This is a genomic window from Psychrobacillus syltrankelensis, from assembly GCF_055454035.1.
On sequence record NZ_CM144227.1, the window covers coordinates 2,723,843 to 2,749,937 of the forward strand.

At 37.4% G+C, this 26,095-nt stretch carries 25 protein-coding genes and 2 other annotated features (1 of these 27 only partly in view); all 25 genes read left to right on the top strand.

Features of this window, described 5'->3' with window-relative positions:
* Window positions 1-173, top strand: a binding site (T-box leader); it begins 50 nt to the left of the window's first position.
* Between the two features lie 27 nt (window positions 174-200).
* Window positions 201-899, top strand: a complete 699-nt coding sequence (gene cysE, locus ACTSKG_RS13170; RefSeq protein ID WP_464758031.1) for a serine O-acetyltransferase — start codon at window positions 201-203, stop codon at window positions 897-899.
* Window positions 880-2,280, top strand: a complete 1,401-nt coding sequence (gene cysS, locus ACTSKG_RS13175) for a cysteine--tRNA ligase (RefSeq protein WP_464755047.1) — start codon at window positions 880-882, stop codon at window positions 2,278-2,280. The genes cysE and cysS overlap by 20 nt, the downstream gene beginning before the upstream one ends.
* Window positions 2,281-2,284: 4 nt before the next feature.
* Window positions 2,285-2,704, top strand: a complete 420-nt coding sequence (locus ACTSKG_RS13180) for a Mini-ribonuclease 3 (RefSeq protein WP_464755048.1) — start codon at window positions 2,285-2,287, stop codon at window positions 2,702-2,704.
* A complete protein-coding gene (gene rlmB, locus ACTSKG_RS13185) occupies window positions 2,704-3,465 on the top strand; it encodes a 23S rRNA (guanosine(2251)-2'-O)-methyltransferase RlmB (protein WP_464755049.1) in 762 nt (253 codons plus the stop codon). The genes ACTSKG_RS13180 and rlmB overlap by 1 nt, the downstream gene beginning before the upstream one ends.
* 4 nt (window positions 3,466-3,469) lie before the next feature.
* A complete protein-coding gene (locus ACTSKG_RS13190) occupies window positions 3,470-3,979 on the top strand; it encodes an NYN domain-containing protein (RefSeq protein WP_464755050.1) in 510 nt (169 codons plus the stop codon).
* A gap of 70 nt (window positions 3,980-4,049) precedes the next feature.
* On the top strand, window positions 4,050-4,694 hold the full coding sequence (gene sigH, locus ACTSKG_RS13195) for an RNA polymerase sporulation sigma factor SigH (RefSeq protein ID WP_464755051.1): 645 nt from the start codon (window positions 4,050-4,052) through the stop codon (window positions 4,692-4,694).
* A 76-nt stretch (window positions 4,695-4,770) separates the two neighbouring features.
* Window positions 4,771-4,920, top strand: a complete 150-nt coding sequence (rpmG, locus tag ACTSKG_RS13200; RefSeq protein WP_387584566.1) for a 50S ribosomal protein L33 — start codon at window positions 4,771-4,773, stop codon at window positions 4,918-4,920.
* Window positions 4,921-4,961: 41 nt separating this feature from the next.
* The gene (gene secE / locus ACTSKG_RS13205) at window positions 4,962-5,147 is read left to right on the top strand and encodes a preprotein translocase subunit SecE (RefSeq protein ID WP_464755052.1); all 186 of its coding nucleotides are present in this window, start codon (window positions 4,962-4,964) and stop codon (window positions 5,145-5,147) included.
* A 104-nt stretch (window positions 5,148-5,251) separates the two neighbouring features.
* Entirely contained in the window at window positions 5,252-5,785 is a 534-nt protein-coding gene (gene nusG, locus ACTSKG_RS13210) for a transcription termination/antitermination protein NusG (RefSeq protein ID WP_464755053.1), read from the top strand.
* Window positions 5,786-5,956: 171 nt separating this feature from the next.
* Window positions 5,957-6,382 (top strand): 50S ribosomal protein L11, encoded by a 426-nt coding sequence (gene rplK / locus ACTSKG_RS13215; protein WP_464755054.1) that lies wholly within the window; start codon window positions 5,957-5,959, stop codon window positions 6,380-6,382.
* A gap of 128 nt (window positions 6,383-6,510) precedes the next feature.
* Window positions 6,511-7,203 (top strand): 50S ribosomal protein L1, encoded by a 693-nt coding sequence (rplA, locus tag ACTSKG_RS13220; protein WP_464755055.1) that lies wholly within the window; start codon window positions 6,511-6,513, stop codon window positions 7,201-7,203.
* A gap of 42 nt (window positions 7,204-7,245) precedes the next feature.
* Window positions 7,246-7,392: a sequence feature (ribosomal protein L10 leader region), on the top strand.
* A gap of 32 nt (window positions 7,393-7,424) precedes the next feature.
* The gene (gene rplJ / locus ACTSKG_RS13225; protein WP_464755056.1) at window positions 7,425-7,925 is read left to right on the top strand and encodes a 50S ribosomal protein L10; all 501 of its coding nucleotides are present in this window, start codon (window positions 7,425-7,427) and stop codon (window positions 7,923-7,925) included.
* 69 nt (window positions 7,926-7,994) lie between these two features.
* Entirely contained in the window at window positions 7,995-8,357 is a 363-nt protein-coding gene (gene rplL, locus ACTSKG_RS13230; protein ID WP_464755057.1) for a 50S ribosomal protein L7/L12, read from the top strand.
* Window positions 8,358-8,434: 77 nt separating this feature from the next.
* A complete protein-coding gene (locus tag ACTSKG_RS13235) occupies window positions 8,435-9,037 on the top strand; it encodes a class I SAM-dependent methyltransferase (RefSeq protein ID WP_464755058.1) in 603 nt (200 codons plus the stop codon).
* A gap of 229 nt (window positions 9,038-9,266) precedes the next feature.
* Window positions 9,267-12,821 carry a DNA-directed RNA polymerase subunit beta gene (gene rpoB / locus ACTSKG_RS13240; protein WP_464755059.1) on the top strand — a complete coding sequence of 1,185 codons (3,555 nt, stop codon included), beginning with the start codon at window positions 9,267-9,269 and terminating at the stop codon, window positions 12,819-12,821.
* Window positions 12,822-12,937: 116 nt separating this feature from the next.
* Window positions 12,938-16,540: a DNA-directed RNA polymerase subunit beta' gene (gene rpoC / locus ACTSKG_RS13245; RefSeq protein ID WP_387584579.1), complete on the top strand. Its 3,603-nt coding sequence runs from the start codon at window positions 12,938-12,940 to the stop codon at window positions 16,538-16,540.
* Between the two features lie 135 nt (window positions 16,541-16,675).
* Window positions 16,676-16,924: a ribosomal L7Ae/L30e/S12e/Gadd45 family protein gene (locus ACTSKG_RS13250; RefSeq protein WP_464755060.1), complete on the top strand. Its 249-nt coding sequence runs from the start codon at window positions 16,676-16,678 to the stop codon at window positions 16,922-16,924.
* Between the two features lie 98 nt (window positions 16,925-17,022).
* Window positions 17,023-17,442, top strand: coding sequence for a 30S ribosomal protein S12 (gene rpsL / locus ACTSKG_RS13255; protein ID WP_151701740.1), 420 nt, complete (start codon window positions 17,023-17,025; stop codon window positions 17,440-17,442).
* 47 nt (window positions 17,443-17,489) lie between these two features.
* Window positions 17,490-17,960 (top strand): 30S ribosomal protein S7, encoded by a 471-nt coding sequence (rpsG, locus tag ACTSKG_RS13260; protein WP_093274830.1) that lies wholly within the window; start codon window positions 17,490-17,492, stop codon window positions 17,958-17,960.
* 51 nt (window positions 17,961-18,011) lie between these two features.
* Window positions 18,012-20,090, top strand: coding sequence for an elongation factor G (gene fusA, locus ACTSKG_RS13265; RefSeq protein WP_464755061.1), 2,079 nt, complete (start codon window positions 18,012-18,014; stop codon window positions 20,088-20,090).
* Window positions 20,091-20,207: 117 nt separating this feature from the next.
* Complete coding sequence (gene tuf, locus ACTSKG_RS13270; protein WP_464755062.1) at window positions 20,208-21,395, top strand: elongation factor Tu; 1,188 nt, start codon at window positions 20,208-20,210, stop codon at window positions 21,393-21,395.
* 93 nt (window positions 21,396-21,488) lie between these two features.
* Window positions 21,489-22,175 carry a response regulator gene (locus tag ACTSKG_RS13275; RefSeq protein ID WP_464755063.1) on the top strand — a complete coding sequence of 229 codons (687 nt, stop codon included), beginning with the start codon at window positions 21,489-21,491 and terminating at the stop codon, window positions 22,173-22,175.
* Window positions 22,176-22,181: 6 nt separating this feature from the next.
* On the top strand, window positions 22,182-23,207 hold the full coding sequence (locus tag ACTSKG_RS13280; RefSeq protein ID WP_464755064.1) for a sensor histidine kinase: 1,026 nt from the start codon (window positions 22,182-22,184) through the stop codon (window positions 23,205-23,207).
* Between the two features lie 99 nt (window positions 23,208-23,306).
* Window positions 23,307-24,068: an ABC transporter ATP-binding protein gene (locus ACTSKG_RS13285; protein ID WP_464755065.1), complete on the top strand. Its 762-nt coding sequence runs from the start codon at window positions 23,307-23,309 to the stop codon at window positions 24,066-24,068.
* A complete protein-coding gene (locus ACTSKG_RS13290) occupies window positions 24,058-26,046 on the top strand; it encodes an FtsX-like permease family protein (RefSeq protein ID WP_464755066.1) in 1,989 nt (662 codons plus the stop codon). Before ACTSKG_RS13285 ends, ACTSKG_RS13290 begins: the two co-directional genes overlap by 11 nt.
* Window positions 26,047-26,095 lie beyond the last annotated feature (49 nt).

Sequence of the window (26,095 nt, forward strand, 5' to 3'; positions counted from 1 at the left end):
CCATCACCGGCTGAAAGTGGTCTGAACCAATGGGTTACCGAAATGCACCTCAGAGTGCCATGCCGAACATACAAGTAGGCTGGACGTATCATCTGCGTTAAAGATGCGAAGTGGAAAGGGTATATTATTTGCCTTTTCAATCAGAGTGGAACCGCGCCCAAAGCGTCTCTGTCTATACATATAGACAGAGGCGCTTTTTTATATTTTTTGAAAGGAGAGAAAGACGGATGTTTGAGCGAATGAAGGAAGATATAGCTGTTGTATTTGAACAGGATCCTGCTGCAACAAGTATGCTAGAAGTAGTGTTAACGTACTCAGGTTTACATGCTATATGGAGCCACCGAATTGCGCATGCTTTTTATAAAAAGAAATTATTTTTCCTTGCACGTGTTATCTCCCAAATTAGTCGTTTTTTCACAGGAATTGAAATCCATCCGGGTGCTAAAATAGGCAGACGATTTTTCATTGACCACGGAATGGGTGTAGTCATAGGAGAAACTTGTGAAATCGGAGAAGATTGTACAATTTATCAAGGAGTTACATTGGGAGGGACGGGGAAAGAAAAAGGGAAAAGACATCCTACCCTTGCTAATAATGTGCTAGTAGCAACAGGTGCAAAAGTTTTAGGATCCATTACAATTGGAGAAAATAGTAAAGTTGGTGCAGGGTCGGTCGTTTTAAAAGATGTTCCTATTAATTCAACGGTTGTTGGTATTCCAGGTGTTGTTGTTATCCAAGATGGTGTAAAAGTGAAGAGGAATCTAAACCATCAAGATTTACCTGATCCTTTTTCAGATAGATGCAAAAAAATGGAAAATGAAATTAGTGAGTTACAAGAAGAAATAAATAAGCTTAAAAAAGAAAAGGAGATAAATAAATATGGCGATTCAAATTTTTAATACTTTAAAACGTGAAAAAGAACCCTTTGTGCCAATGGAAGAGGGAAAAGTAAAAATGTACGTTTGTGGACCAACTGTCTACAACTATATCCATATTGGTAATGCTCGTCCTGTGATCGTATACGACACAGTAAGAAAGTATTTACAGTACCGTGGATATGATGTGACGTATGTATCCAACTTTACAGATGTAGACGATAAAATTATTAAAGCTGCAAATGAGCTTGGTGAGGATGTTTCTGATTTAACAGAACGTTTTATCAACGCTTACTTTGCAGATGTGGAAGCACTAGGTTGCAACAGAGCAGATTCACATCCTCGTGTAACTGATCATATGAAAGAAATTATTGATTTTATAAAGGTTTTAGAAGAAAAAGGATACGCTTATGAATCTCAAGGAGATGTATATTACCGAACGAGAAAGTTCGAAGGTTATGGTAAGCTTTCACATCAATCAGTGGATGATTTAAAAGTTGGCGCCCGTATTGAAACTGGCGAAAAGAAAGAAGACGCGCTAGATTTTGCATTGTGGAAAGCAGCAAAGCCGGGGGAGATTTTCTGGGAGAGTCCATGGGGTCAAGGACGTCCGGGTTGGCATATTGAATGTTCGGTAATGGCTCGTGAAATACTTGGAGATACTATTGATATACATGCAGGAGGTCAAGACTTAACTTTCCCTCACCATGAAAATGAAATTGCTCAATCAGAAGCGAGAACTGGAAAAACTTTTGCGAGATATTGGATGCATAATGGCTATATTAATATTGATAATGAAAAGATGTCAAAATCACTTGGCAATTTTGTATTAGTAAACGATATTCGTAAACAAATTGATCCGCAAACATTAAGATTGTTCATGCTGAGTGTCCACTACCGTCACCCGATTAACTACTCTGGGGATCTAGTAGAACAAGCAGAAGCGGGTCTTGAAAGAATTCGCACTTCCTATGCAAATGTGTTACATCGCTTAGATGCAACTGCTGATCTAGGAGACCATCATGATACTTGGCTATACAAAATAGGAGAAGTGAAAGAGCAATTTATTGTTGCTATGGATGATGATTTCAATACAGCTAACGGAATTGCAGCAGTATTTGAACTATCCAAGCTTGCAAATACGTATTTGCTTGAAAAACAAACTTCCGAAAAAGTGTTAAAGCAGTTCCTTTCTGTATTTGATGAGTTAACGTCTGTATTAGGGCTTACGCTCAGACAAGAAAAAGAAGTATTGGATGAAGAAATCGATGCTTTGATTGAAGAGCGTAACCAAGCGAGAAAGGATCGTAACTTTGCTCGCGCAGATGAAATTAGAGACCTATTAAAAGAAATGAATATTATTTTAGAAGATACTGCACAAGGTATCCGATGGAAAAGAGGATAAACTTGTGGGTGAATTTAAACTATCTGATGTTAAGCAATTAAACTCTTTAGCGTTAGCGTATATGGGAGATGCTGTATTCGAACAAGTTGTTCGAGAGCATCTCATTCGTTCAGGTCGTGTAAAACCTAATATTTTGCATAGAGAAGCTACAAACTACGTATCTGCAAAAGCACAGGCCACAATTGTTAGAGAATTGTTAAACACAAATTTTCTAACTGAAGAGGAAGAGGCGGTATTAAGAAGAGGACGAAATGCAAAGTCTGGTACTGTACCAAAAAATACAGATGTTCAAACGTACCATTATAGTACAGCGTTTGAAGCGGTAGTGGGAAGTCTATATTTAAGTGAACAAAAGGAACGATTACAGGAATTGCTTCAATTCTCTATTAAATTTATTGACGGACAGAAAGGGGAGAAAAAATAATGACAGAACAAACAGAACAAACAGGTGAAATAATTGCTGGAAAAAACCCAGTAGTAGAAGCTTTACGTTCAGGTAGAGATATGAACAAGGTGTGGATTGCAGAAGGTGTACAAAAGAGTGGTGTCAATGAAATTATTCAATTAGCAAAAGAAGCTGGAATTATCGTTCAATTTGTTCCGAAGAAGAAGTTGGATAACTTAACTGATGCAAATCATCAAGGGATTGTAGCTTCAGTAGCTGCTTATCGTTATGCAGAACTAGATGATTTATTTGAACTCGCAGCTAGTAAAAAAGAGGATCCACTTTTTATTATTTTAGATGAAATTGAAGATCCGCATAATCTTGGTTCTATTATGCGGACTGCAGACGCAGTTGGGGCGCACGGTATTATTATTCCAAAAAGACGGGCAGTGGGGCTAACTGCAGTGGTAGCAAAAGCTTCTACAGGTGCCATAGAGCATGTACCTGTGTATCGAGCAGGCAATTTAGCGCAAACAGTTGATGAGTTAAAAGCACGGGGAGTTTGGATTGCAGGAACAGATGCATCCGAATCAACTGACTATCGTAATATGGATGCAACACTTCCGCTAGCACTTATCATTGGTAGTGAAGGAAAAGGAATGGGGCGTTTATTAAAAGATAAGTGTGACTTCTTATACCATTTGCCAATGGTCGGTCATGTGACTAGTTTAAATGCGTCTGTTGCTACAGCTATACTTTTATACGAAGTATTGCGTGTTAGACGTCCGCTTAAAGGATAAAAAAATGCAGATTCTACTTGTCGATGGTTATAATATCATTGGCGCATGGAATGAATTAAGGTTATTAAAAAAAGAAAAATTATTAGACGCTAGAGACCGATTGATTGAACTAATGGCAGAATATAAAGCATTTACGGGTACTCGAGTGATTGTGGTGTTTGATGCACATCTAGTACCAGGAATAGAGAATAAACAGAAGCAAAATGATGTAGAGATAATATTTACTCGTGAAAATGAGACTGCGGATGAACGTATTGAAAAGCTCACGCAAGAGTTAAATGGGAGAAGAGTTCAAATTCACGTAGCAACCTCAGACATGACAGAGCAAAGAGTTGTTTTTGGACAAGGTGCATTACGAAAATCTGCCAGAGAATTTGAAATTGAAATGGCTTCTATTTCATCGAATATTACGAAAAAGGTGAGGAATATCCAAGAAAACAAGCCAATTTCAAAATTACATTTAACGGATGAAGTTGCGGAAATTTTCGAAAAATGGAGAAGAGGAATAAAATGATGGATTGACTGGATAAATTTTCATCCTGTATACTTGATATTAACTATCGTAAACTTGCAGAGGTGACTTCATGGAAAAGATCGAACATAATCTACAACAAATGGATAGTTTACAAGATGAGGAACTTGTAGAGATGGTTCATCAAGGGAACACTGAAGCACTAGATTATTTAATAACGAAGTATCGTTCATTCGTTCGAATGAAAGGAAGGTCCTATTTTTTAATTGGAGCCGACCGAGAAGATATTCATCAAGAAGGCATGATTGGATTATATAAAGCAATCCGTGATTTTAAGGAAGAAAAACTATCCTCTTTCCGAGCATTTGCTGAGCTATGTATTACTCGACAAATTATCACAGCTATTAAAACTGCAACTCGACAAAAACATATTCCTCTAAATTCATATGTTTCGTTAGATAAACCGATTTATGATGAAGAATCTGATCGAACTTTGATGGATATGATTGCTGGTTCAGTAATAGACGATCCAGAAGAGTTAATTATTAATCGAGAAGATTATGATTATATGGAAGGCAAAATGTCCGAGATTTTAAGTGAACTAGAGCAACAAGTGCTTGTGCTTTATCTAGATGGTCAGTCATACCAAGAGATTTCAGAAGAGTTGAATAGACATGTGAAATCAATTGATAATGCGCTTCAAAGAGTGAAAAGAAAATTAGAGCGATATATGGAGATTGGTAGTAATTATGTATAAACCCTGGGATTTTGTTGACACCGTTTATGTAAAATGATAATCTTGAAAAAGACTTAGACGCCAAAAAGGTGAGAAAATGACAAAGAAAATTGTCTTGAGTTGTGCACAATGTGGTCACCGAAATTATACGGTTAATACATCAAAAGAGAGCGCATCTATTCGTATAGAAAGAAAAAAATATTGTACGCATTGTAACGCACATACACTTCACAAACAAACATTGTGAGTATGTAAGTAAGATAGATTTTCCGTGTGGAGGTTTAGCTAATGGCTAATGTTGGGGGATTCTTTAAAAACGTAATGTCCGAAATGAGAAAAGTAAGTTGGCCTAGAAAGAAAGAGCTTACAAGATATACAGTGGTTGTGCTTGCAACTGTGATAGTTATGGCTGTATTCTTTGGTTTGGTGGATTTAGGAATTTCACAACTTTTCCGTTGGTATTTAGATTTATAAAAAGCATCATGTAAATATTTTTTTGAAAATAGCCCGTCTTACAAAACGAACGGGTTTTTTCATTTGTCTTAGAAAAGGAGGGAAGGACGTTTTAGTCCTGCACTATGGAAAAAAATTGGTATGTCGTTCATACTTACTCTGGGTATGAAAATAAAGTAAAAGCAAATTTAGAAAAGCGCGTAGAAACAATGGGAATGTCAGATAAAATTTTTCGAGTATATATCCCTGAACAGGAAGAAACAGATTTTAAAGATGGAAAAAAACGTGTCGTTTCGAGAAAAACTTTCCCTGGTTACGTATTCGTTGAACTGATTATGACAGATGACGCTTGGTATGTTGTAAGAAATACACCAGGTGTAACTGGCTTTCTTGGCTCTTCAGGTGGAGGAACAAAACCAACACCTTTAGCTCCAGAGGAAGTACAATCTATGTTGAAACAAATGGGTAGCAATGAAGCAAGAGTAGAAGTTGACTTTGCAGTAGGTGAATTGGTTGAAGTATTAGAAGGACCGTTTGCTCACTTCCAAGGAAAAGTAGAAGTAATTGACTCTGCTAAAGGAAAAGTAACTGTTTCCGTCGATATGTTTGGTCGAGAAACAAATATGGAATTAGACTTTGATCAAGTAACGAAAATATAATTTTATAAGTTACTTGCTAAAGGTTGAAAAAAGTGGTATCATTTCAAAGGTCAGACTGAAAATCAGTCTGCATGAAATTTTATAATGTTTTCAACAATTTGTTGAGAGACAGATATTTGAGTGGGAGGGGCAACCCAATTACCACATCACGGACTTAAGGAGGTGTGTCTCGTGGCTAAAAAAGTGATTAAAGTTGTTAAATTACAAATTCCTGCTGGTAAAGCAAACCCAGCGCCACCGGTTGGTCCTGCATTAGGACAAGCGGGTGTTAATATCATGGGATTCTGTAAGGAGTTCAACGCACGTACTGCAGATCAAGCAGGTCTAATCATTCCGGTTGAAATTTCTGTATTTGAAGATCGTTCATTTACTTTCATTACAAAAACTCCGCCGGCAGCAGTGTTACTTAAAGTAGCAGCTGGTATTCAATCTGGATCAGGTGAACCAAACCGCGTAAAAGTGGCAATGGTGAAACGTGATAAAGTTCGCGAAATCGCAGAACAAAAAATGCCAGATTTAAATGCAGCGTCTGTTGAAGCAGCTATGTTGATGGTTGAAGGTACTGCACGTAGCATGGGTATTACAATCGAAGACTAATATTTAATGTGCATTTTAATATAATGCATTTGTTTTTTGGAAGGTTGTAGTTGTTCCTTAGAATAACTACAACCTTTACACGTGGGAGGTTTATTCCGCTAAAACCACTATCAAGGAGGACATTTTAAATGACTAACAAAGGTAAAAAAATTCAAGAGGCTTCAAAATTAGTTGACCGTAACGCGTTATACTCAGTTAAAGAAGCGATCGAACTTGCTAAAAAAACTAGCACAGTTAATTTCGATGCAACTGTAGAAGTTGCTTTCCGTTTAGGAATTGATACTCGTAAAAATGACCAACAAATCCGTGGGGCAGTTGTGCTTCCAAACGGAACTGGTAAAACTCAACGCGTATTAGTATTCGCTAAAGGTGAAAAATTAAAAGAAGCAGAAGCTGCAGGTGCAGACTATGCAGGTGATGTTGAGTATATCAATAAAATCCAACAAGGATGGTTCGATTTCGATGTTATCGTAGCGACTCCAGATATGATGGGTGAAGTTGGTAAAATCGGTCGTGTACTTGGACCAAAAGGCTTAATGCCAAACCCAAAAACAGGTACAGTTACATTTGATGTAACTAAAGCGATCGAAGAAATTAAAGCTGGTAAAGTAGAATACCGTGCTGAAAAAGCTGGTATCATTCACGCTCCTATCGGTAAAGTTTCTTTCGAAGACGACAAATTAGTAGAAAACTTCATGGCAGTATTTGAAGTAGTTCAAAAAGCAAAACCTGCTGCTTCAAAAGGTATTTACATGAAGTCTGTTAATGTAACAACTACTATGGGACCAGCTGTAAAAGTTGATGTTCAATCAGTAAAATAATAATTGACAACTAAAAGTCTATCTGTTAAGATGACTTTTGTTGTGAAATATACATTTGTACCGAAGACAGTAGGAGTGACATGTCACTTAATATCCTACCGAGGACAAGCAAATTCAGATTCTTCTTAAGATGATGACTTTCTGCCTCTGTGTCTATCCGTAGATATCAGAGGCTTTTCTTTTGTCGGTATAAATGGCCAATTCTTATAGGAGGTGCCAAAATGAACAAAGCGATCGAAACAAAAAAAGTGCAAGTTCAAGACATTGCAGAAAAGTTTAAAGCTGCTGCTTCAGTAGTAGTAGTTGACTATCGTGGTTTAAATGTTGCGCAAGTAACTGAACTACGTAAACAACTTCGTGAAGCTGGTGTGGAATTCAAAGTTTACAAAAACTCTCTTACACGCCGTGCTACTGAAATTGTTGGTGTGGATGGAATCAACGAACACCTTGTTGGACCAAACGCAGTAGCATTTTCAAACGAAGATGTAGTTGCTCCTGCAAAAATCATTAATGATTTTGCTAAAAAGAACGAACAACTTGAAATTAAAGCTGGTATCATCGAAGGTACTGTAGCATCTGCTGAAGACGTGAAAGCATTAGCAGAACTTCCATCACGCGAAGGTCTTCTATCTATGCTTCTATCAGTACTTCAAGCTCCAATGCGCAACTTCGCGCTTGCAACAAAAGCTGTTGCAGAACAAAAAGAAGAACAAGGCGCATAATTTATTACGCGACCTAACAATTAAAAAAGGGCAAATAGCCTAAAATATCCATTATAGGAGGAAAATAAAATGAATAAAGACGCAATCTTAGAAGCTATCAAAGAAATGACAGTTCTTGAATTAAACGACTTAGTAAAAGCAATCGAAGAAGAATTTGGTGTAACTGCTGCTGCTCCAGTAGCAATGGTTGCAGGTGGCGGTGCTGCTGCAGCTGAAGAGCAAACTGAATTTGATGTAATCCTTGCTTCTGCAGGAGATCAAAAAATTAAAGTAATCAAAGTTGTTCGTGAAATCACTGGACTTGGCTTAAAAGAAGCTAAAGAAGTAGTAGATAACGCACCAAAAGCACTTAAAGAAGGCGTATCTAAAGAAGACGCTGAAGCTATTAAAGCTCAACTTGAAGAAGTTGGCGCTAACGTAGAAGTTAAGTAATTTTTGTACAGTTCGAAGAAAAAAGCTCGTCAGTTAACGACGGGCTTTTCTTCGTATGTATTATGGAGGGTTATTCGGTGTCTGATCACTATTACTCTAGAAAACCTCAAACGGAAAGTAAGCCACGTCACTGGAATTTTACTTTGCTTGGAAATGACTTTCGATTTGAAACAGATGCTGGTGTCTTTAGTAAGAGCGAAGTAGATTTTGGCTCCCGTGTATTAATCGATGCTTTTGAAACACCTGAACTAGAAGGAGATTTTTTAGATATAGGTTGTGGATACGGTCCGATTGGTCTGTCTATTGCGAAAGCAAATGAAGGAAGAACAGTTCATTTAGTAGATGTTAACACACGTGCTATCCAACTTGCAGAAAAAAATGCTGCTGCTAACGGGATACAAAATGTACGAATCTATGAAAGTGATGGGTTGTCAGCGGTTCAGACTGCAAACTTTGCGGCTATATTAACTAATCCACCGATTCGCGCTGGAAAAGAAACTATTTTTCGTTTTTACAAGGAATCTCATGAAAATTTGGTTTCAAAGGGAGAATTGTGGGTTGTGATTCAAAAGAAACAAGGGGCACCATCTACTTTTGGCTATTTAGAAGAGATTTTTGGTCAAGTGGAAATAGTAGAAAAAGTAAAAGGTTACTGGATTTTAAAAGCTACAAAAGATTGACTTGACAAAATCGCTATGATATTATAATAAAATGCAAAAATATTATTTTGAGGACGTATGCCTTTTTGAATAAAGGTAATAAATAAGGGTATACTGGCCGAAAGAAAAGTTTCGTTATTTAAAAATGAGCTCTTATTTAGAACTCGTTTTCTTTTTGTCTTTTCGATATCATACACTAATTTGTTGATATGGGAAAGACCTATTATCGCTTTATTGAGGGGTGAATGAGTTGACAGGTCAACTAGTTCAGTACGGACAACACCGCCAACGCAGAAGTTTTGCGCGTATTAGTGAGGTGCTTGAACTTCCGAATCTAATCGAAATTCAAACGGCATCTTACGAATGGTTCCTTGAAGAAGGTTTACGTGAAATGTTTAAAGATATTTCACCAATCGAGGACTTTACAGGCAATCTATCACTTGAATTTGTCGACTATAGTTTAAATGAACCGAAATATTCCGTCGACGAATCAAAAGAACGTGACGCAACATACGCTGCACCATTACGCGTAAAAGTACGTCTCCACAACAAAGAAACGGACGAAGTGAAAGAACAAGATGTATTCATGGGTGATTTCCCACTGATGACAGAAACAGGTACTTTCGTAATCAATGGTGCTGAGCGCGTTATCGTATCTCAGTTAGTCCGTTCACCAAGTGTTTACTTCCATGACAAAACAGACAAAAATGGTAAAAAAGGCTTTGGAGCTACAGTTATTCCAAACCGTGGTGCGTGGCTAGAATATGAAATAGACGCTAAAGATGTCGTATACGTTCGAATCGATCGTACTCGTAAATTACCGGTTACTGTTTTACTTCGCGCATTAGGCTTTGGATCAGATCAAGAAATCATTGATCTAATTGGTGATAATGAATACTTACGTAATACGCTTGAAAAAGATAACACTGAAACGTCTGAAAAAGCGTTACTTGAAATCTATGAGCGTCTACGTCCAGGTGAACCACCGACAGTTGAAAGTGCAAAGAGCTTACTATATTCGCGCTTTTTTGACCCAAAACGCTATGATTTAGCTAATGTAGGTCGCTACAAAATGAACAAAAAATTGCATATAAAGAATCGTTTATTTAACCAAACGATAGCAGAAACGCTAGTGGATCCTGAAACAGGTGAGATTTTAGTTGAAGCAGGTACTCTTATCGATCGACGAGTATTAGATCGACTAATTCCTCATTTAGAGAATGGAATAGGTTTTAAAACATTGTCACAAGTTGGTGGTGTATTAGAAGATGATATTACCATTCAGTCCATTAAAATTTATGCACCTAATGAAGAAGAGCAAAAAGAAATTAATGTAATTAGCAATGCGTATGTGGAAACAGAAGTTAAAAACATTACGCCTGCTGATATTGTTTCTTCTGTTGGATATTTCTTCAACCTTTTATATAACGTCGGAAACACAGATGATATAGACCATCTAGGAAACCGTCGTTTACGTTCAGTAGGAGAGTTATTACAAAACCAATTCCGTATTGGTCTTTCTCGTATGGAACGTGTAGTTCGTGAAAGAATGTCTATTAACGATACACAATCAATTGTTCCACAACAATTGATCAATATTCGTCCGGTTATTGCATCTATTAAAGAATTCTTTGGTAGTTCACAATTATCTCAGTTCATGGACCAAACAAACCCTCTTGCAGAACTTACGCACAAACGTCGTTTGTCAGCTTTAGGACCTGGTGGTTTAACACGAGAACGTGCTGGTTTCGAAGTACGTGACGTTCATTACTCACACTATGGTCGTATGTGTCCGATTGAAACGCCTGAGGGACCGAATATTGGGCTTATTAACTCACTTTCAAGCTTTGCAAAAGTAAATAAATTTGGATTTATTGAAACTCCATACCGACGTGTTGATCCTGAAACAGGTTTAGTCACTTCACGCATCGATTATTTAACTGCTGATGAAGAGGATAACTATGTAGTAGCACAAGCAAACTCTCCATTATCAGATGAAGGTGCATTCTTAAAAGAAGAAGTGGTAGGTCGTTTCCGTGGAGATAACACCGTATTTAGAAAAGAACAAATTGATTACATGGACGTTTCTCCAAAACAAGTAGTTTCTGCTGCAACGGCATGTATTCCTTTCCTAGAAAACGATGACTCGAACCGTGCCCTAATGGGAGCAAACATGCAACGTCAAGCAGTTCCTTTATTAAATCCAGAAGCTCCATTTGTTGGAACAGGTATGGAACATGTGAATGCACGTGATTCTGGTGCTGCTGTAATTGCGAAGTATCACGGAATCGTAGAACATGTTGAAGCAAAAGAAATTAGAGTTCGTCGCATTGAAGTAGTCGATGGAAATGAAGTAAAAGGCGATTTAACTTCTTACAAAGTACACAAGTTTGAACGTTCTAATCATGGTACATCTATTAATCAACGTCCAATTGTGAAAGTTGGAGATCGTGTAAAACCTCTTGATATTCTTGCGGATGGTCCTTCTATGGAACAAGGTGAATTAGCACTAGGTCGTAACGTACTAGTTGCCTTTATGACATGGGATGGGTACAACTACGAGGATGCTGTAATTATGAGTGAGCGTTTAGTGAAGGATGATGTATACACTTCTGTGCATATTGAAGAGTATGAATCAGAGTCACGTGACACAAAACTTGGACCAGAGGAAATTACAAGAGATATTCCGAACGTTGGGGAAGATGCATTACGTAACTTAGACGACCGTGGAATTATCCGTGTCGGTGCAGAAGTTCGTGATGGAGATATCCTAGTTGGGAAAGTAACACCAAAAGGGGTTACAGAACTAACTGCTGAAGAACGTTTGCTTCACGCTATTTTCGGTGAAAAAGCTCGTGAAGTTCGTGATACGTCTTTACGTGTACCTCATGGTGCAGGTGGGATTGTATTAGATGTAAAAGTATTTAATCGTGAAGATGGCGACGAGTTATCTCCAGGCGTTAACCAATTAGTCCGTGCTTATATCGTTCAAAAACGAAAAATCTCTGTAGGAGATAAAATGGCCGGACGTCATGGTAACAAAGGGGTTATCTCACGTATCCTTCCGGAAGAAGATATGCCATTCCTTCCAGACGGCACACCAGTTGATATCATGTTAAATCCACTTGGTGTACCTTCTCGTATGAATATTGGGCAAGTACTAGAGCTTCACTTAGGTATGGCTTCTAGACTTCTAGGTGTTCATATGGCATCACCGGTATTCGATGGTGCAAACGAAGAAGATGTTTGGAATACAATGGAAGAAGCAGGACTTAACCGTGATGGTAAAACGATTCTTTATGACGGTCGTTCGGGTGAACCGTTTGATAACCGCGTTTCAGTTGGGGTTATGTATATGATTAAACTTGCCCACATGGTTGATGATAAGTTACATGCTCGTTCTACTGGACCTTATTCACTTGTTACGCAACAGCCTCTTGGAGGGAAAGCGCAATTTGGTGGACAACGTTTCGGAGAGATGGAAGTATGGGCACTTGAAGCATATGGTGCTGCTTATACATTACAAGAAATTTTAACAGTTAAATCCGATGATGTTGTGGGTCGTGTAAAAACGTACGAAGCAATCGTTAAGGGTGAAAGTGTACCAGAACCAGGTGTTCCTGAATCATTCAAAGTATTGATCAAAGAATTACAAAGTCTAGGTATGGATGTTAAAATGCTTACAATTGACGAAGAAGAAATTGAACTTCGTGATCTAGATGAAGATGATGATATTCCAGCAGCTGATGCACTTGGAATTTTGCCACAAGCGAATGAAGAGGAACCAGTAGGAATAGTGGAATAAGAAGTAAAGAGAAATCGGACAGGTGATCCCTGTCCGTATTTCCGTATAAAATTGCATGATGCAGAGCTACTTGGAAAGTCTTTTAAAAGACACAAGACTAAAGGGAGGTAGGCTCCTTGATAGATGTTAATAATTTTGAGTATATGAAAATTGGTTTAGCTTCACCTGATAAAATCCGTTCTTGGTCTTACGGGGAAGTCAAAAAACCTGAAACAATTAACTACCGAACACTAAAGCCTGAAAAAGATGGTTTATTCTGTGAACGTATTTTTGGTCCAACAAAAGACTGGGAATGTCACTGTGGTAAATACAAACGAGTTCGTTACAAAGGTGTAGTATGTGATCGATGTGGAGTTGAAGTAACACGTGCAAAAGTACGTCGTGAACGTATGGGCCATATCGAATTAGCAGCACCAGTTTCACATATTTGGTATTTTAAAGGTATTCCAAGTCGTATGGGTCTAATTTTGGATATGTCTCCAAGATCTCTTGAAGAAGTAATTTATTTTGCTTCTTATGTAGTAATTGAACCAGCTGATACACCACTTGAAAAGAAACAATTACTTTCTGAAAAAGAATATCGTGCATACCGTGATAAGTTTGGTACAAAGTTCCAAGCTGCTATGGGTGCCGAAGCGATTAAACGTCTACTTCAAGAACTTGATTTAGAGAGTGAAACAGAAAGTTTGAAAGAAGAGTTAAAAACTGCACAAGGTCAACGTCGTACACGTGCTATTAAACGATTAGAAGTAGTAGAATCTTTCCGTAATTCAGGAAACAAACCAGATTGGATGATCTTAGATGTTCTTCCGGTAATTCCTCCAGAACTGCGACCAATGGTTCAATTAGATGGTGGACGATTTGCTACATCTGACTTAAACGATTTATATCGTCGTGTTATAAACCGTAATAATCGTCTTAAACGTTTACTAGATTTAGGTGCACCAAGTATTATCGTACAAAATGAAAAGCGTATGTTGCAAGAAGCGGTAGATGCTTTGATAGATAATGGTCGTCGTGGTCGCCCTGTTACAGGTCCTGGTAACCGTCCATTGAAATCACTTTCTCATATGCTAAAAGGAAAACAAGGTCGTTTCCGTCAAAACTTACTTGGTAAACGTGTAGACTATTCTGGTCGTTCCGTTATCGTAGTAGGTCCAAACTTAAAAATGTATCAATGTGGTCTTCCAAAAGAGATGGCTATTGAATTATTCAAACCATTTGTAATGAAAGAATTAGTTGAACGTGGGTTAGCTCACAATATTAAGAGTGCGAAACGTAAAATCGAACGTATGCATGCTGAAGTATGGGATGTATTAGAAGATGTCATTAAGGAGCATCCGGTTTTATTAAACCGCGCACCTACTCTTCACCGTCTTGGTATTCAAGCTTTCGAACCAACATTAGTAGAAGGTCGTGCAATTCGTCTTCACCCTCTTGTATGTACAGCTTATAACGCTGACTTTGATGGTGACCAAATGGCTGTTCACGTTCCTTTATCAGCCGAAGCGCAAGCGGAAGCTCGTTTACTAATGCTTGCGGCACAAAACATTTTGAACCCGAAAGACGGAAAACCAGTTGTTACACCATCTCAAGATATGGTTTTAGGAAACTATTACTTAACACTTGAGCGTAAAGGTGCAACAGGAGAAGGTTCTACTTTCTACGGTCCAGAAGAGGTACTAATTGCTTACAACACGGGTCATGTACATTTGCATTCACGTATTGCAATTGCTGCATCATCACTTAAGAACCAAACATTTACAGAAGAACAAAACAAGATGTTATTAACAACGACTGTTGGTAAAGTAATTTTCAATGAAATACTTCCAGAGACGTTCCCTTATATTAACGAGCCAACGGACTTCAATTTACAAATTGAGACTCCTTCAAATTATTTTGTTTCTACAACTACAGATATTAAGAAACATATTGAAGCTATGGATCTTGTTCAACCATTTAAGAAAAAAATCCTTGGAAATATTATTGCAGAAGTATTTAAACGTTTCCATATTACAGAAACTTCGAAAATGCTTGACCGCATGAAAGCACTTGGATTTAAATATTCTACTAAAGCTGGTATTACAATTGGTATTTCTGATATCGTCGTACTTCCAGACAAAGGTGAAATTTTAGAAGAAACACAAGGAAAAGTAGATAAAGTTATAAAACAATTCCGCCGTGGTTTAATCACGGAAGAAGAGCGTTATGCGAGTGTAATCGGACATTGGACTAGAGCAAAAGAAGTTATTCAAGATAAACTGATGAAATCTCTTGATAATTCAAACCCTATTTTCATGATGAGTGATTCAGGTGCCCGTGGTAATGCATCTAACTTTACTCAACTTGCAGGTATGCGTGGGCTGATGGCCAACCCGGCTGGACGAATTATCGAACTTCCGATTAAATCATCATTCCGTGAAGGTTTAACAGTTCTTGAATACTTCATCTCAACTCATGGTGCTCGTAAAGGACTTGCGGATACTGCACTTAAAACTGCCGATTCAGGTTACCTAACGCGTCGTCTTGTTGATGTTGCTCAAGATGTTATTGTTAGAGAAGATGATTGCGGAACAGATCGAGGACTACTAATCGGTTCATTAATGGAAGGTACAGAAGTTATTGAAGAGTTTGGTGAACGTATTGTCGGTCGTCATACGAAGAAAACAATCTTCCATCCAACTACTAATGAATTAATTCTTGCAAAAGATGGGTTAATAACTCAAGATGTAGCTCGAATCATTGAAGAAGCTGGCATTAATGAATTAACAATCCGTTCAGCGTTTACATGTAATACAAAACATGGTGTATGTAAAAAATGTTACGGTCTAAATCTTGCAACTGGAGATACTGTTGAGGTTGGGGAAGCTGTTGGTATTATTGCAGCACAATCAATCGGAGAACCAGGTACACAGTTAACGATGCGTACATTCCATACAGGTGGAGTTGCTGGAGACGATATTACACAAGGTCTTCCACGTATCCAAGAGATATTCGAGGCTCGTAATCCAAAAGGGCAAGCTGTTATTTCAGAAATTACAGGTATAGTTACTGAAATTGATGAAATTAGAGAGGGTCAAAAAGAGATTACGATTCAAGGTAACGTAGAAACTCGTAAATACTTAGCTCCATATAATGCACGTATAAAAGTTCAAGTGAACGATACGATTCATCGTGGACAGGTATTAACGGAAGGTTCTATCGATCCAAAAGAATTATTAAAAGTAAAAGATGTTTCTACTGTTCAAGAGTATTTATTAAAAGAAGTACAAAAAGTTTATCGTATGCAAGGGGTAGAAATCGGTGATAAACACATCGAAGTAATGGTTCGTCAAATGCTTCGTAAAATTCGTGTTATTGAAGCTGGTGAAACGGAATTACTTCCAGGTTCACTGCTCGATATTCATCAATTTGCTGAAGCGAATAAAGACGCAGTATTGCAAGGTAAAATACCTGCAACTTGTCGCCCAGTAATTCTTGGTATTACGAAAGCTTCACTTGAAACAGAATCATTCTTATCGGCAGCGTCATTCCAAGAAACGACTCGTGTTCTAACGGATGCAGCGATTAAAGGAAAACGTGATGAATTACTAGGATTAAAAGAGAACGTAATTATTGGTAAACTAGTTCCAGCAGGAACGGGTATGCAACGTTATCGTCAAATTCAAATTACTAGTAATAAAGCAGATAAAGGAAAAGAAGCGGTAAGCGCTGAATAAAAAATAAATATTAGGGAGAAATCTTATTGAAGTTCTCCCTAATATTTTTATTATTAGTGTTGACAGTCTTTTCTAAGAGTGATAATATATTTAAGGTTGATAGTTATCTGACTTGTAGCTTTGGAGGATATGAAAATGTCTTATGAAAAAGTGAAACAAGCAAAAAAAACAATCATAGGTACAAAGCAAGCAGTAAAAGCAATGAAAAAAGGGCTTGTCAAAGAAGTTTATATTGCACTTGATGTAGAGGAAAGAATTATTGAACTAGCGCGATCAACAGCACAAGAAAACAATGTTCTTATTTACTACGTAGAGTCTAAAATAGATCTTGGTAAAGCTTGTGGAATGCGCTTAGGTGCTTCAGTAGTAGCTCTTACTGTGTAACAGTTTTTGTGTAAAACACAAAAACTTTGTTTTTACCCAAAAAATGAACCACCTGGATGTGTGGTATTAAAAAGAACAAATGAAGGGAGGAATAATCGATGCCTACAATTAACCAATTGGTCCGTAAGCCTCGTCAATCCAAAATCACGAACTCAAAGTCTCCAGCATTAGGAAAAGGCTATAACAGCTTTAAAAAATCAGCTACAAATCTTAACTCGCCACAAAAGCGTGGGGTTTGTACTCGTGTTGGTACTATGACGCCGAAGAAACCTAACTCAGCACTTCGTAAATATGCGCGTGTACGTTTAACAAATACGTTAGAGGTTACTGCTTATATTCCAGGAGAAGGTCACAACCTACAAGAACATAGTGTTGTACTTATCCGCGGAGGAAAAGTAAAAGACTTACCAGGGGTACGTTACCATATCGTACGTGGTGCTCTTGATACAGCTGGTGTTACTGGTCGTATGCAAAGCCGTTCTCTATACGGTGCAAAACGCCCGAAAGTAAAAAAATAATTACTAAATAAATAACAATCAGACATTCGTCGAAAGGAGGAAAACACATGCCTCGTAAAGGTCCTGTTTCCAAACGTGACGTGTTACCAGATCCAATTTATAATTCGAAACTAGTAACTCGTTTAGTCAATAAAATGATGGTAGATGGTAAAAGAGGTACTTCTCAAAAAATTCTATACGGAGCGTTCGAACTTGTAAAAGAACGTTCTGGTAAAGATGCTTTAGAAGTATTTGAAGCTGCATTAAACAACGTAATGCCAGTTCTTGAAGTACGTGCTCGTCGTGTTGGTGGTGCAAACTATCAAGTACCGGTAGAAGTACGTCCAGATCGTCGCTCAACTCTAGGTCTTCGTTACCTAGTAAACTATTCACGTCTTCGTGGAGAGAAAACGATGGAAGAACGTTTAGCTAACGAAATTCTTGATGCATCTAACAACACAGGTGCTTCAGTTAAGAAACGTGAAGATATGCACAAAATGGCGGAAGCTAACAAAGCGTTCGCACACTATCGTTGGTAGGATTTATCTTAAAATCATACTCTAATCCGAAATTGAAAGGAGAAATACAATATGGCTAGAGAGTTCTCCTTAGCAAAAACACGTAATATCGGGATCATGGCTCACATAGATGCTGGTAAAACGACTACTACGGAGCGTATTCTTTATTACACTGGGAAAATCCATAAAATTGGAGAAACTCATGAAGGTGCGTCACAAATGGACTGGATGGAGCAAGAGCAAGAACGTGGTATTACAATCACTTCTGCTGCAACAACTGCTGCTTGGGATGGTCACCGTGTAAATATCATCGATACACCAGGTCACGTAGACTTCACAGTTGAAGTTGAACGTTCACTTCGTGTACTTGATGGTGCGGTTACAGTACTAGATGCACAATCTGGTGTTGAACCACAAACTGAAACAGTATGGCGTCAAGCTACAACTTATGGCGTACCACGTATTGTTTTCATTAACAAAATGGATAAAACAGGAGCAGACTTCTTATATTCTGTAGGAACACTACATGATCGTTTACAAGCTAATGCTCATCCAATTCAGTTACCAATCGGTGCTGAAGAAGATTTCCGCGGAATTATCGACTTAGTAACTATGACTGCTACTATGTATGCGAATGACCTAGGAACTGATATGGAAGAAGTGGAAATTCCAGAAGAATTTAAAGCACAAGCTGCTGAATACCGTGAAAAACTAGTTGAAGCGGTAGCAGAACTTGATGAAAATCTAATGGAAAAATATCTTGGTGGAGAAGAGATTACGAACGAGGAATTAGTTGATGGTATCCGTAAAGGTACTCTAAACGTAGAATTCTATCCAGTAGTATGTGGTACTGCATTTAAAAACAAAGGTGTTCAGAAAGTACTTGACGCTGTTGTTGCATACCTTCCATCACCACTTGATATTCCTGCTATGAAAGGAATCGACCCTGATTCTGAAGAAGAAATTGAACGTCATTCAGATGACTCAGAGCCATTCTCTGCATTAGCATTTAAAGTAATGACTGACCCATATGTTGGTAAGTTAACATTCTTCCGCGTATACTCTGGTACGTTACAAGCAGGATCGTACGTACAAAACTCTACTAAAGGTAAGCGTGAGCGCGTAGGACGTATCCTACAAATGCATGCTAACTCTCGTGAAGAGATTTCAGAAGTACATGCTGGGGATATCGCTGCAGCTGTAGGTTTAAAAGATACAACTACTGGTGATACACTGTGTGATGAAAAGGCTTTAGTAATTCTAGAGTCTATGGAATTCCCAGAACCAGTTATTTCACTATCTGTTGAACCGAAAACAAAAGCGGACCAAGATAAAATGGGCCAAGCTTTACAAAAACTTTCAGAAGAAGATCCAACATTCCGCGTTCATACTGACCAAGAAACTGGTCAAGTAATCATCGCAGGTATGGGTGAACTTCACCTTGATATTTTAGTTGACCGTATGCGTCGCGAGTTCAAAGTAGAAGCTAACGTAGGTGCTCCACAAGTATCTTACCGTGAAACTTTCCGTAGCTCTGCAAAAGTAGAAGGTAAATTTGTACGTCAGTCTGGTGGACGTGGTCAATTCGGACACGTTTGGATTGAATTCTCTCCAAACGAAGAAGGAAAAGGCTTTGAATTTGAAAATGCTGTTGTCGGTGGGGTAGTTCCACGTGAATACGTTCCAGCTGTTGAGGCAGGTCTTCGTGACTCACTTAACAATGGTGTACTTGCTGGATATCCACTAATCGATATTAAAGCTAAACTATATGACGGATCTTATCATGATGTTGACTCGAATGAAATGGCGTTTAAGATTGCTGCATCAATGGCACTTAAAAATGCTGTATCTAAAGTAAATCCAGTAATTCTTGAGCCACTTATGAAAGTAGAAGTTGTTATTCCTGAAGAATATTTAGGAGACATCATGGGAGACATTACGTCTCGCCGTGGACGCGTTGAAGGTATGGAAGCTCGTGGTAACGCACAAGTAGTTCGTGCAATGGTACCACTTGCTGAAATGTTCGGATATGCAACGTCTTTACGTTCTAATACGCAAGGACGCGGAGTATTCTCTATGGTATTTGATCACTATGAAGATGTTCCAAAATCAATTTCTGAAGAAATTATTAAAAAAAATAAAGGTGAATAATTGAATTTTCACCAATATTAAAGTATAACTAATCTATAGCGTATAAAAGTTAGAGGGACGTACGCCCTCTACCTTTTATCATAAAAAAACAAACAATTACTGAGGAGGCAATCTCTAATGGCTAAAGAAAAATTTGACCGTTCAAAAACACATGCTAACATTGGTACAATCGGACACGTTGACCATGGTAAAACAACTTTAACTGCTGCTATCGCAACAGTTCTTTCTAAAAAAATGGGTGGGGTAGCTAAATCATATGCTGACATCGACAACGCACCTGAAGAAAAAGAACGCGGTATCACAATCAATACTTCACACGTTGAGTATGAAACTGAAACTCGTCACTACGCTCACGTAGACTGCCCTGGACATGCTGACTATGTTAAAAACATGATCACTGGTGCAGCACAAATGGACGGCGGTATCTTAGTAGTATCTGCTGCTGATGGTCCAATGCCACAAACTCGTGAACATATCCTTCTTTCTCGTCAAGTAGGTGTTCCATACCTAGTTGTATTCATGAACAAATGTGATATGGTTGATGACGAAGAACTTCTTGAATTAGTTGAAATGGAAATTCGTGACCTTCTTACTGAATACAATTTCCCAGGCGACGATATTCCAGTAATTAAAGGTTCTGCTCTTAAAGCTCTTGAAGGAGAGCCAGAATGGGAAGAAAAAGTTGTTGAATTAATGGACGCTGTAGATAGCTATATCCCAACTCCAGAACGTCAAACTGACAAACCATTCATGATGCCAGTTGAGGATGTATTCTCAATCACTGGTCGTGGTACGGTTGCTACTGGACGCGTTGAACGTGGACAAGTTAAAATCGGAGATGTTGTAGACATCATCGGTATCGTTGAAGAACCAAAATCAACTACTGTTACAGGTGTTGAAATGTTCCGTAAACTTCTTGATTATGCAGAAGCTGGTGACAACATTGGTGCTCTTCTTCGTGGAGTATCTCGTGAAGAAATCCAACGTGGACAAGTATTGGCTAAACCAGGCACAATCACTCCACACACAGATTTTAAAGCAGAAGTTTATGTTCTTTCAAAAGAAGAGGGTGGACGTCATACTCCATTCTTCTCAAACTACCGTCCTCAGTTCTACTTCCGTACAACTGACGTAACAGGTGTTTGTAACTTACCAGAAGGCGTAGAAATGGTTATGCCTGGAGACAACATCGAAATGACTGTTTCTCTAATCTCTCCAATCGCTCTTGAAGAAGGTACTAAATTCTCTATCCGTGAGGGTGGACGTACTGTAGGCGCTGGTGTAGTAGCTACAATTACTAAATAATTTATAAATTACAAGTTAAAATCCATCTCGTGACGACGAGATGGATTTTTTTTGCGTGAAATTAGTGTAAACTAGTGGTGAGAGGTGAGCCTAATGAATGCGAAAATTTTACTGATCGAAGACGATCAATCAATTTTTGATATGTTACAAGAGAGGTTTGTTCAATGGTCATTCGATGTAATCAGACCAGTAGACTTTCAAAACATAATAGCTACATTTATAGAGGAGAAACCACAATTAGTTATTATAGATATACAATTACCTGCATTTGATGGTTTTCATTGGTGTAGAGAGATTCGCCATCTCTCAAGAGTCCCTATTATTTTCTTGTCTTCACGAGATCATCCTATGGATATGATTATGGCAATGCAAATGGGTGCAGATGATTTTGTTCAAAAACCGTTTCATTTAGATGTATTGATTGCAAAAGTTCAAGCAATACTGCGTCGATCATATGATTATCATAGCGAGAATTTGGATATTAGTAACTGGAATGGTGCGGTAATTGATTTTGCTAAAGGTGAAATAACCTTCTTGGAAAAAACAAATGAGCTGACAAAAAATGAGCTTTTTATATTGCGAATTCTCATCCAATCTGTAAATACTATCGTTTCTCGTGATGAATTAATGAGAAAACTTTGGGACGATGAACGATTTGTAAATGATAATACATTATCCGTAAATGTAAATAGACTTCGGTTAAAATTAGAAGAGATAGGCTTAAATAATTTAATTGTCACCAAAAAGGGATTGGGTTATATGGCGATTACAAAGGAGTAGAATCATTTGTTCTTAGCATATATCAAAGAAAGAAAAGCGTGGCTACTATTTTTCTTAAGTGTACAGATTTGGATGAATATTATATTAACTTTAGATATTGCTTTTCTAAATGTATCTATCATCTACATTAATGTTATAAACATTTTAGCCTTTTTAATATTTTTTGTTTGGAGATATAGGAAAGAAACAACGTATGTAAAGGCGTTAGAAGAAAATTTGTATAATGAAATTACACTAGATAGTTTACGTACTGCTTTCCCAGAAGGACAATCTAGTTTTGAGAAAAAGATAACAACTGTTATTGATGAACTGATACTAGTAGCTGATGAGAAAATGAATCAAATTAAGGTAGAGCATCTAGAAGAAAACGATCACACATTATCATGGATTCATGAAGTTAAGACACCACTAACGAGTATGCAGCTCATGATTGGTACAATAAATGATTCCGAGATGAGAAAAAGGCTTGAAATTGAGTGGTTAAGAATTTACTTACTATTAGATCAGCAGCTCCACCATACAAGGTTGCCTTCTCTAGAAAAAGATTATATCATCGAATCGATTGGCATACAAAAAGTCATTCATTCGGAAATAAAGGAGTTACAGGCGTGGTGTATGCAAAATGGAATTGGTTTCGAGATTGAGCTTTCAGATGAAGAAGTGTTAACAGATCAAAAGTGGTTATCATTCATTATTCGTCAGATTTTAACGAATGCAGTGAAGTATAGTGATAAAGGCAGTGAAATTAATATTTATACACGAAAAGATAATTCAGATCATACTTTACTTTATATACAAGACTATGGAAATGGGATCACACTAGCTGACTTGCCGCGTATATTTGATAAGTCCTTTACTGGAAAAACAGGGAGAGGAACGACCGCCTCTACTGGTATGGGCCTATATTTAGCTAGGAATGCTGCAGAAAAACTAGGAATTGAAATTGCGGTAGATTCTAATATTAATAGTGGTTCTATTTTTTCACTTAGATTTCCCTTAAAAAATGAAATGACGAAAATAGCTGGTAGGTGACAAAATCGTCATCTACTTTATTTTTTTGTCATGTAAATCAAACGATTAACAGACTAAAAAGCCGTACAATGAAGTTAATAATATGTAGGAGGAAGATACATGATTATTTTAAGCGGTCGTAAAATAAAAAAAGTATATGGTAAAAAGTCAACAGCGCAAGAAGTACTAAAAGGAATCAATATGGAAGTGCAAGAAGGAGAGTTCGTAGGAATAATGGGACCATCGGGATCAGGAAAAACTACATTATTAAACGTACTTGCCTCTATAGACAAAGTAACAGAAGGTATTATTGAAATAAGTGGAAATAGTTTAAGTAAGATGAAAGAACGAGAGTTATCAAATTTTCGTAGAGAGCAACTAGGGTTCATTTTTCAAGATTATAATTTACTGGACACTTTAACGGTAAAAGAAAATATACTATTACCGCTTTCTATTAGTAAAGTCCCAAGAAAAGAAGCAGAAGAGCGATTCAAGGAATTGACAATAACCTTGGGAATTGAAGATATCACAAATAAATATCCAAATGAAATTTCAGGAGGACAAAAGCAAAGAACGTCGGCGGCACGAGCATTGATTAGTAATCCTTCTATTGTTTTTGCAGATGAGCCAACAGGAGCGCTAGATTCAAAAGCCGCTACTGCCCTTCTAAGCAATTTAGAGAAAATTAATTATCATAAAAAAGTGACTATTATGATGGTGACACATGATGCTGTAGCAGCAAGTTTTTGTTCACGTGTGTTGTTTTTAAAAGATGGTCAACTGTATACAGAGTTGTATAAAGGAGAGAAAGATCGTACACAATTTTTCCATGAGATAATGAACATACAAGGTGTACTTGGTGGTGATGGTTATGACGCTTAGTCACCTAGTTTTCCGTAGTATGAAGAAAAACATTAAACATTATTATTTATACTTTTTTGCACTAATTTTTAGTGTAACACTTTACTTCTCTTTTGTTACTCTACAATATAACCCAAGTGTTATAGAGGTTTCGCAGGGTGTGAAAATAACTGCAGGTTTAAAAGCAGCTTCATATTTATTGTTGTTTGTTGTGGTGTTTTTTGTTTTATATGCAAATCATCTTTTCATGAAAAGAAGAAGCAAGGAGATTGGGTTATATCAGCTGATAGGTATGTCAAAAGGTCTTGTTACAAGACTGTTAGCACTTGAAAATACGATTTTATGGTTTGGTGCGATTAGTGTAGGAGTAGTCCTAGGATTTTTAACATCTCGCGTTTTCGCGATGATTTTACTTCGTATTTTAGAAAAAGAGGTTTTAGTTGACCTAATCTTTTCAATTGAGGCACTGCAAATGACGTTAGTAGTATTTCTGGCATTACTTGTCATTGTATTAATTCAAACAATGGTAAGCATTCGACGAGTTTCATTACTAACGCTATTTAATGCAACAGCAATAGCAGACACTAGAGTAAAAAAATTTAGTGGATTTCAAATGCTTCTCGGGTTCATTGGATTAGTAATGATTGGCTATGGATATTATTTATCAACGACGTTGTTTGAATTAGATACAAATAATGCCAGTATGCTTTTGTACAAAATGCTAGCTATTTTAGGGACAACAATTGGTGGAACGTATTTTGTGTTTCGATTTTCTGTTTCTTTCATAATGAATTTAATAAGAAAACAAAAAAGAGGACATTTGTCTATTAAAGATGTGCTGTCCCTATCGCCAATTATGCATCGTATGAAGTCAAATGCCATGTCTCTTACCATTATTACAGTAATATCTGCCACCGCGCTTGGTATTCTTTGTTTGTCGTATATCTCCTATTATTCTGCAGGTTCAATGGCAAAGCAGAATGTTCCGTTTGACTTTATTTTGATGAATGACCAGGGACAAGCATTTTTAAATGAATTAAATAAGCAGGAAATTAGTTATTCGCAAACAAATATTGATTTATTGGATGTAGATGTTAACATCAATGATTTATTTACTAACGATATACCTGCTGGAATTAGTATGATGACAAATGGCCCCCTTCCAATTGTGAAGCTGAGTGATACGCAAAAGATGATGCCTGAGCTTTCATTAGAAGAAGGAGAAGGCTATGTGACTGGTTATAGTAATATGATGTCAGAAATAGTGAAACTAGAAAAAAATAAGCCGGTGCAACTAGCAACCTCCAATGGAGAAGTAGTACTTAAAATAAAGGAAATTACAGCAGACTCTTTACTTGTATACTATCTTACTGGCGGTGGCATGGCCATTGTAGTTACTGACGAACTATTTAATAAGCTTTCAGCAGATAGTATGATAAAACAAAAGACTTTTTGGAATAAACAAGTGGGGATTGATTTAGAAGATCGCTCGCAACTAAAAGAAGTTCAATTAATATATGAAGAAGCAACTAATGCTGGTCATTTTGAAGGGATAAATGATAATGGTGAAAGAAGACTAGTGAACTTAGATTCCCAAGAGGCATATAGATTATCTACATTAGAAATGATGGGATTAGTTATATTTGTTACAGGATTCCTTGGTTTAGCCTTCTTAATAACAACAGGAAGTATTTTATATTTTAAACAAATGAGCGAAGCTGACGAGGAGAGGACTTCATATACAGTTCTTCGAAAAATAGGTTTTACAACGAACGAGTTAATGAAAGGCATCTATATAAAGCAACTTTTTAACTTCGGAGTACCATTAATTATTGGTTTAGCACATAGTTATTTTGCTGTAAAATCAGGCTGGATGTTATTTGGAACGGAACTGACTGCGCCATTGTTAATCACTATGAGTATTTACGTTATTCTATATTCAATATTTGCATTCTTAGCTGTTGGATATTATAGAAAAATAGTAAGCCAATCACTATAGAAGATTTTGCAGATATATTTAACTAAGCCCTTTTTGTTTAAGCAAAGGG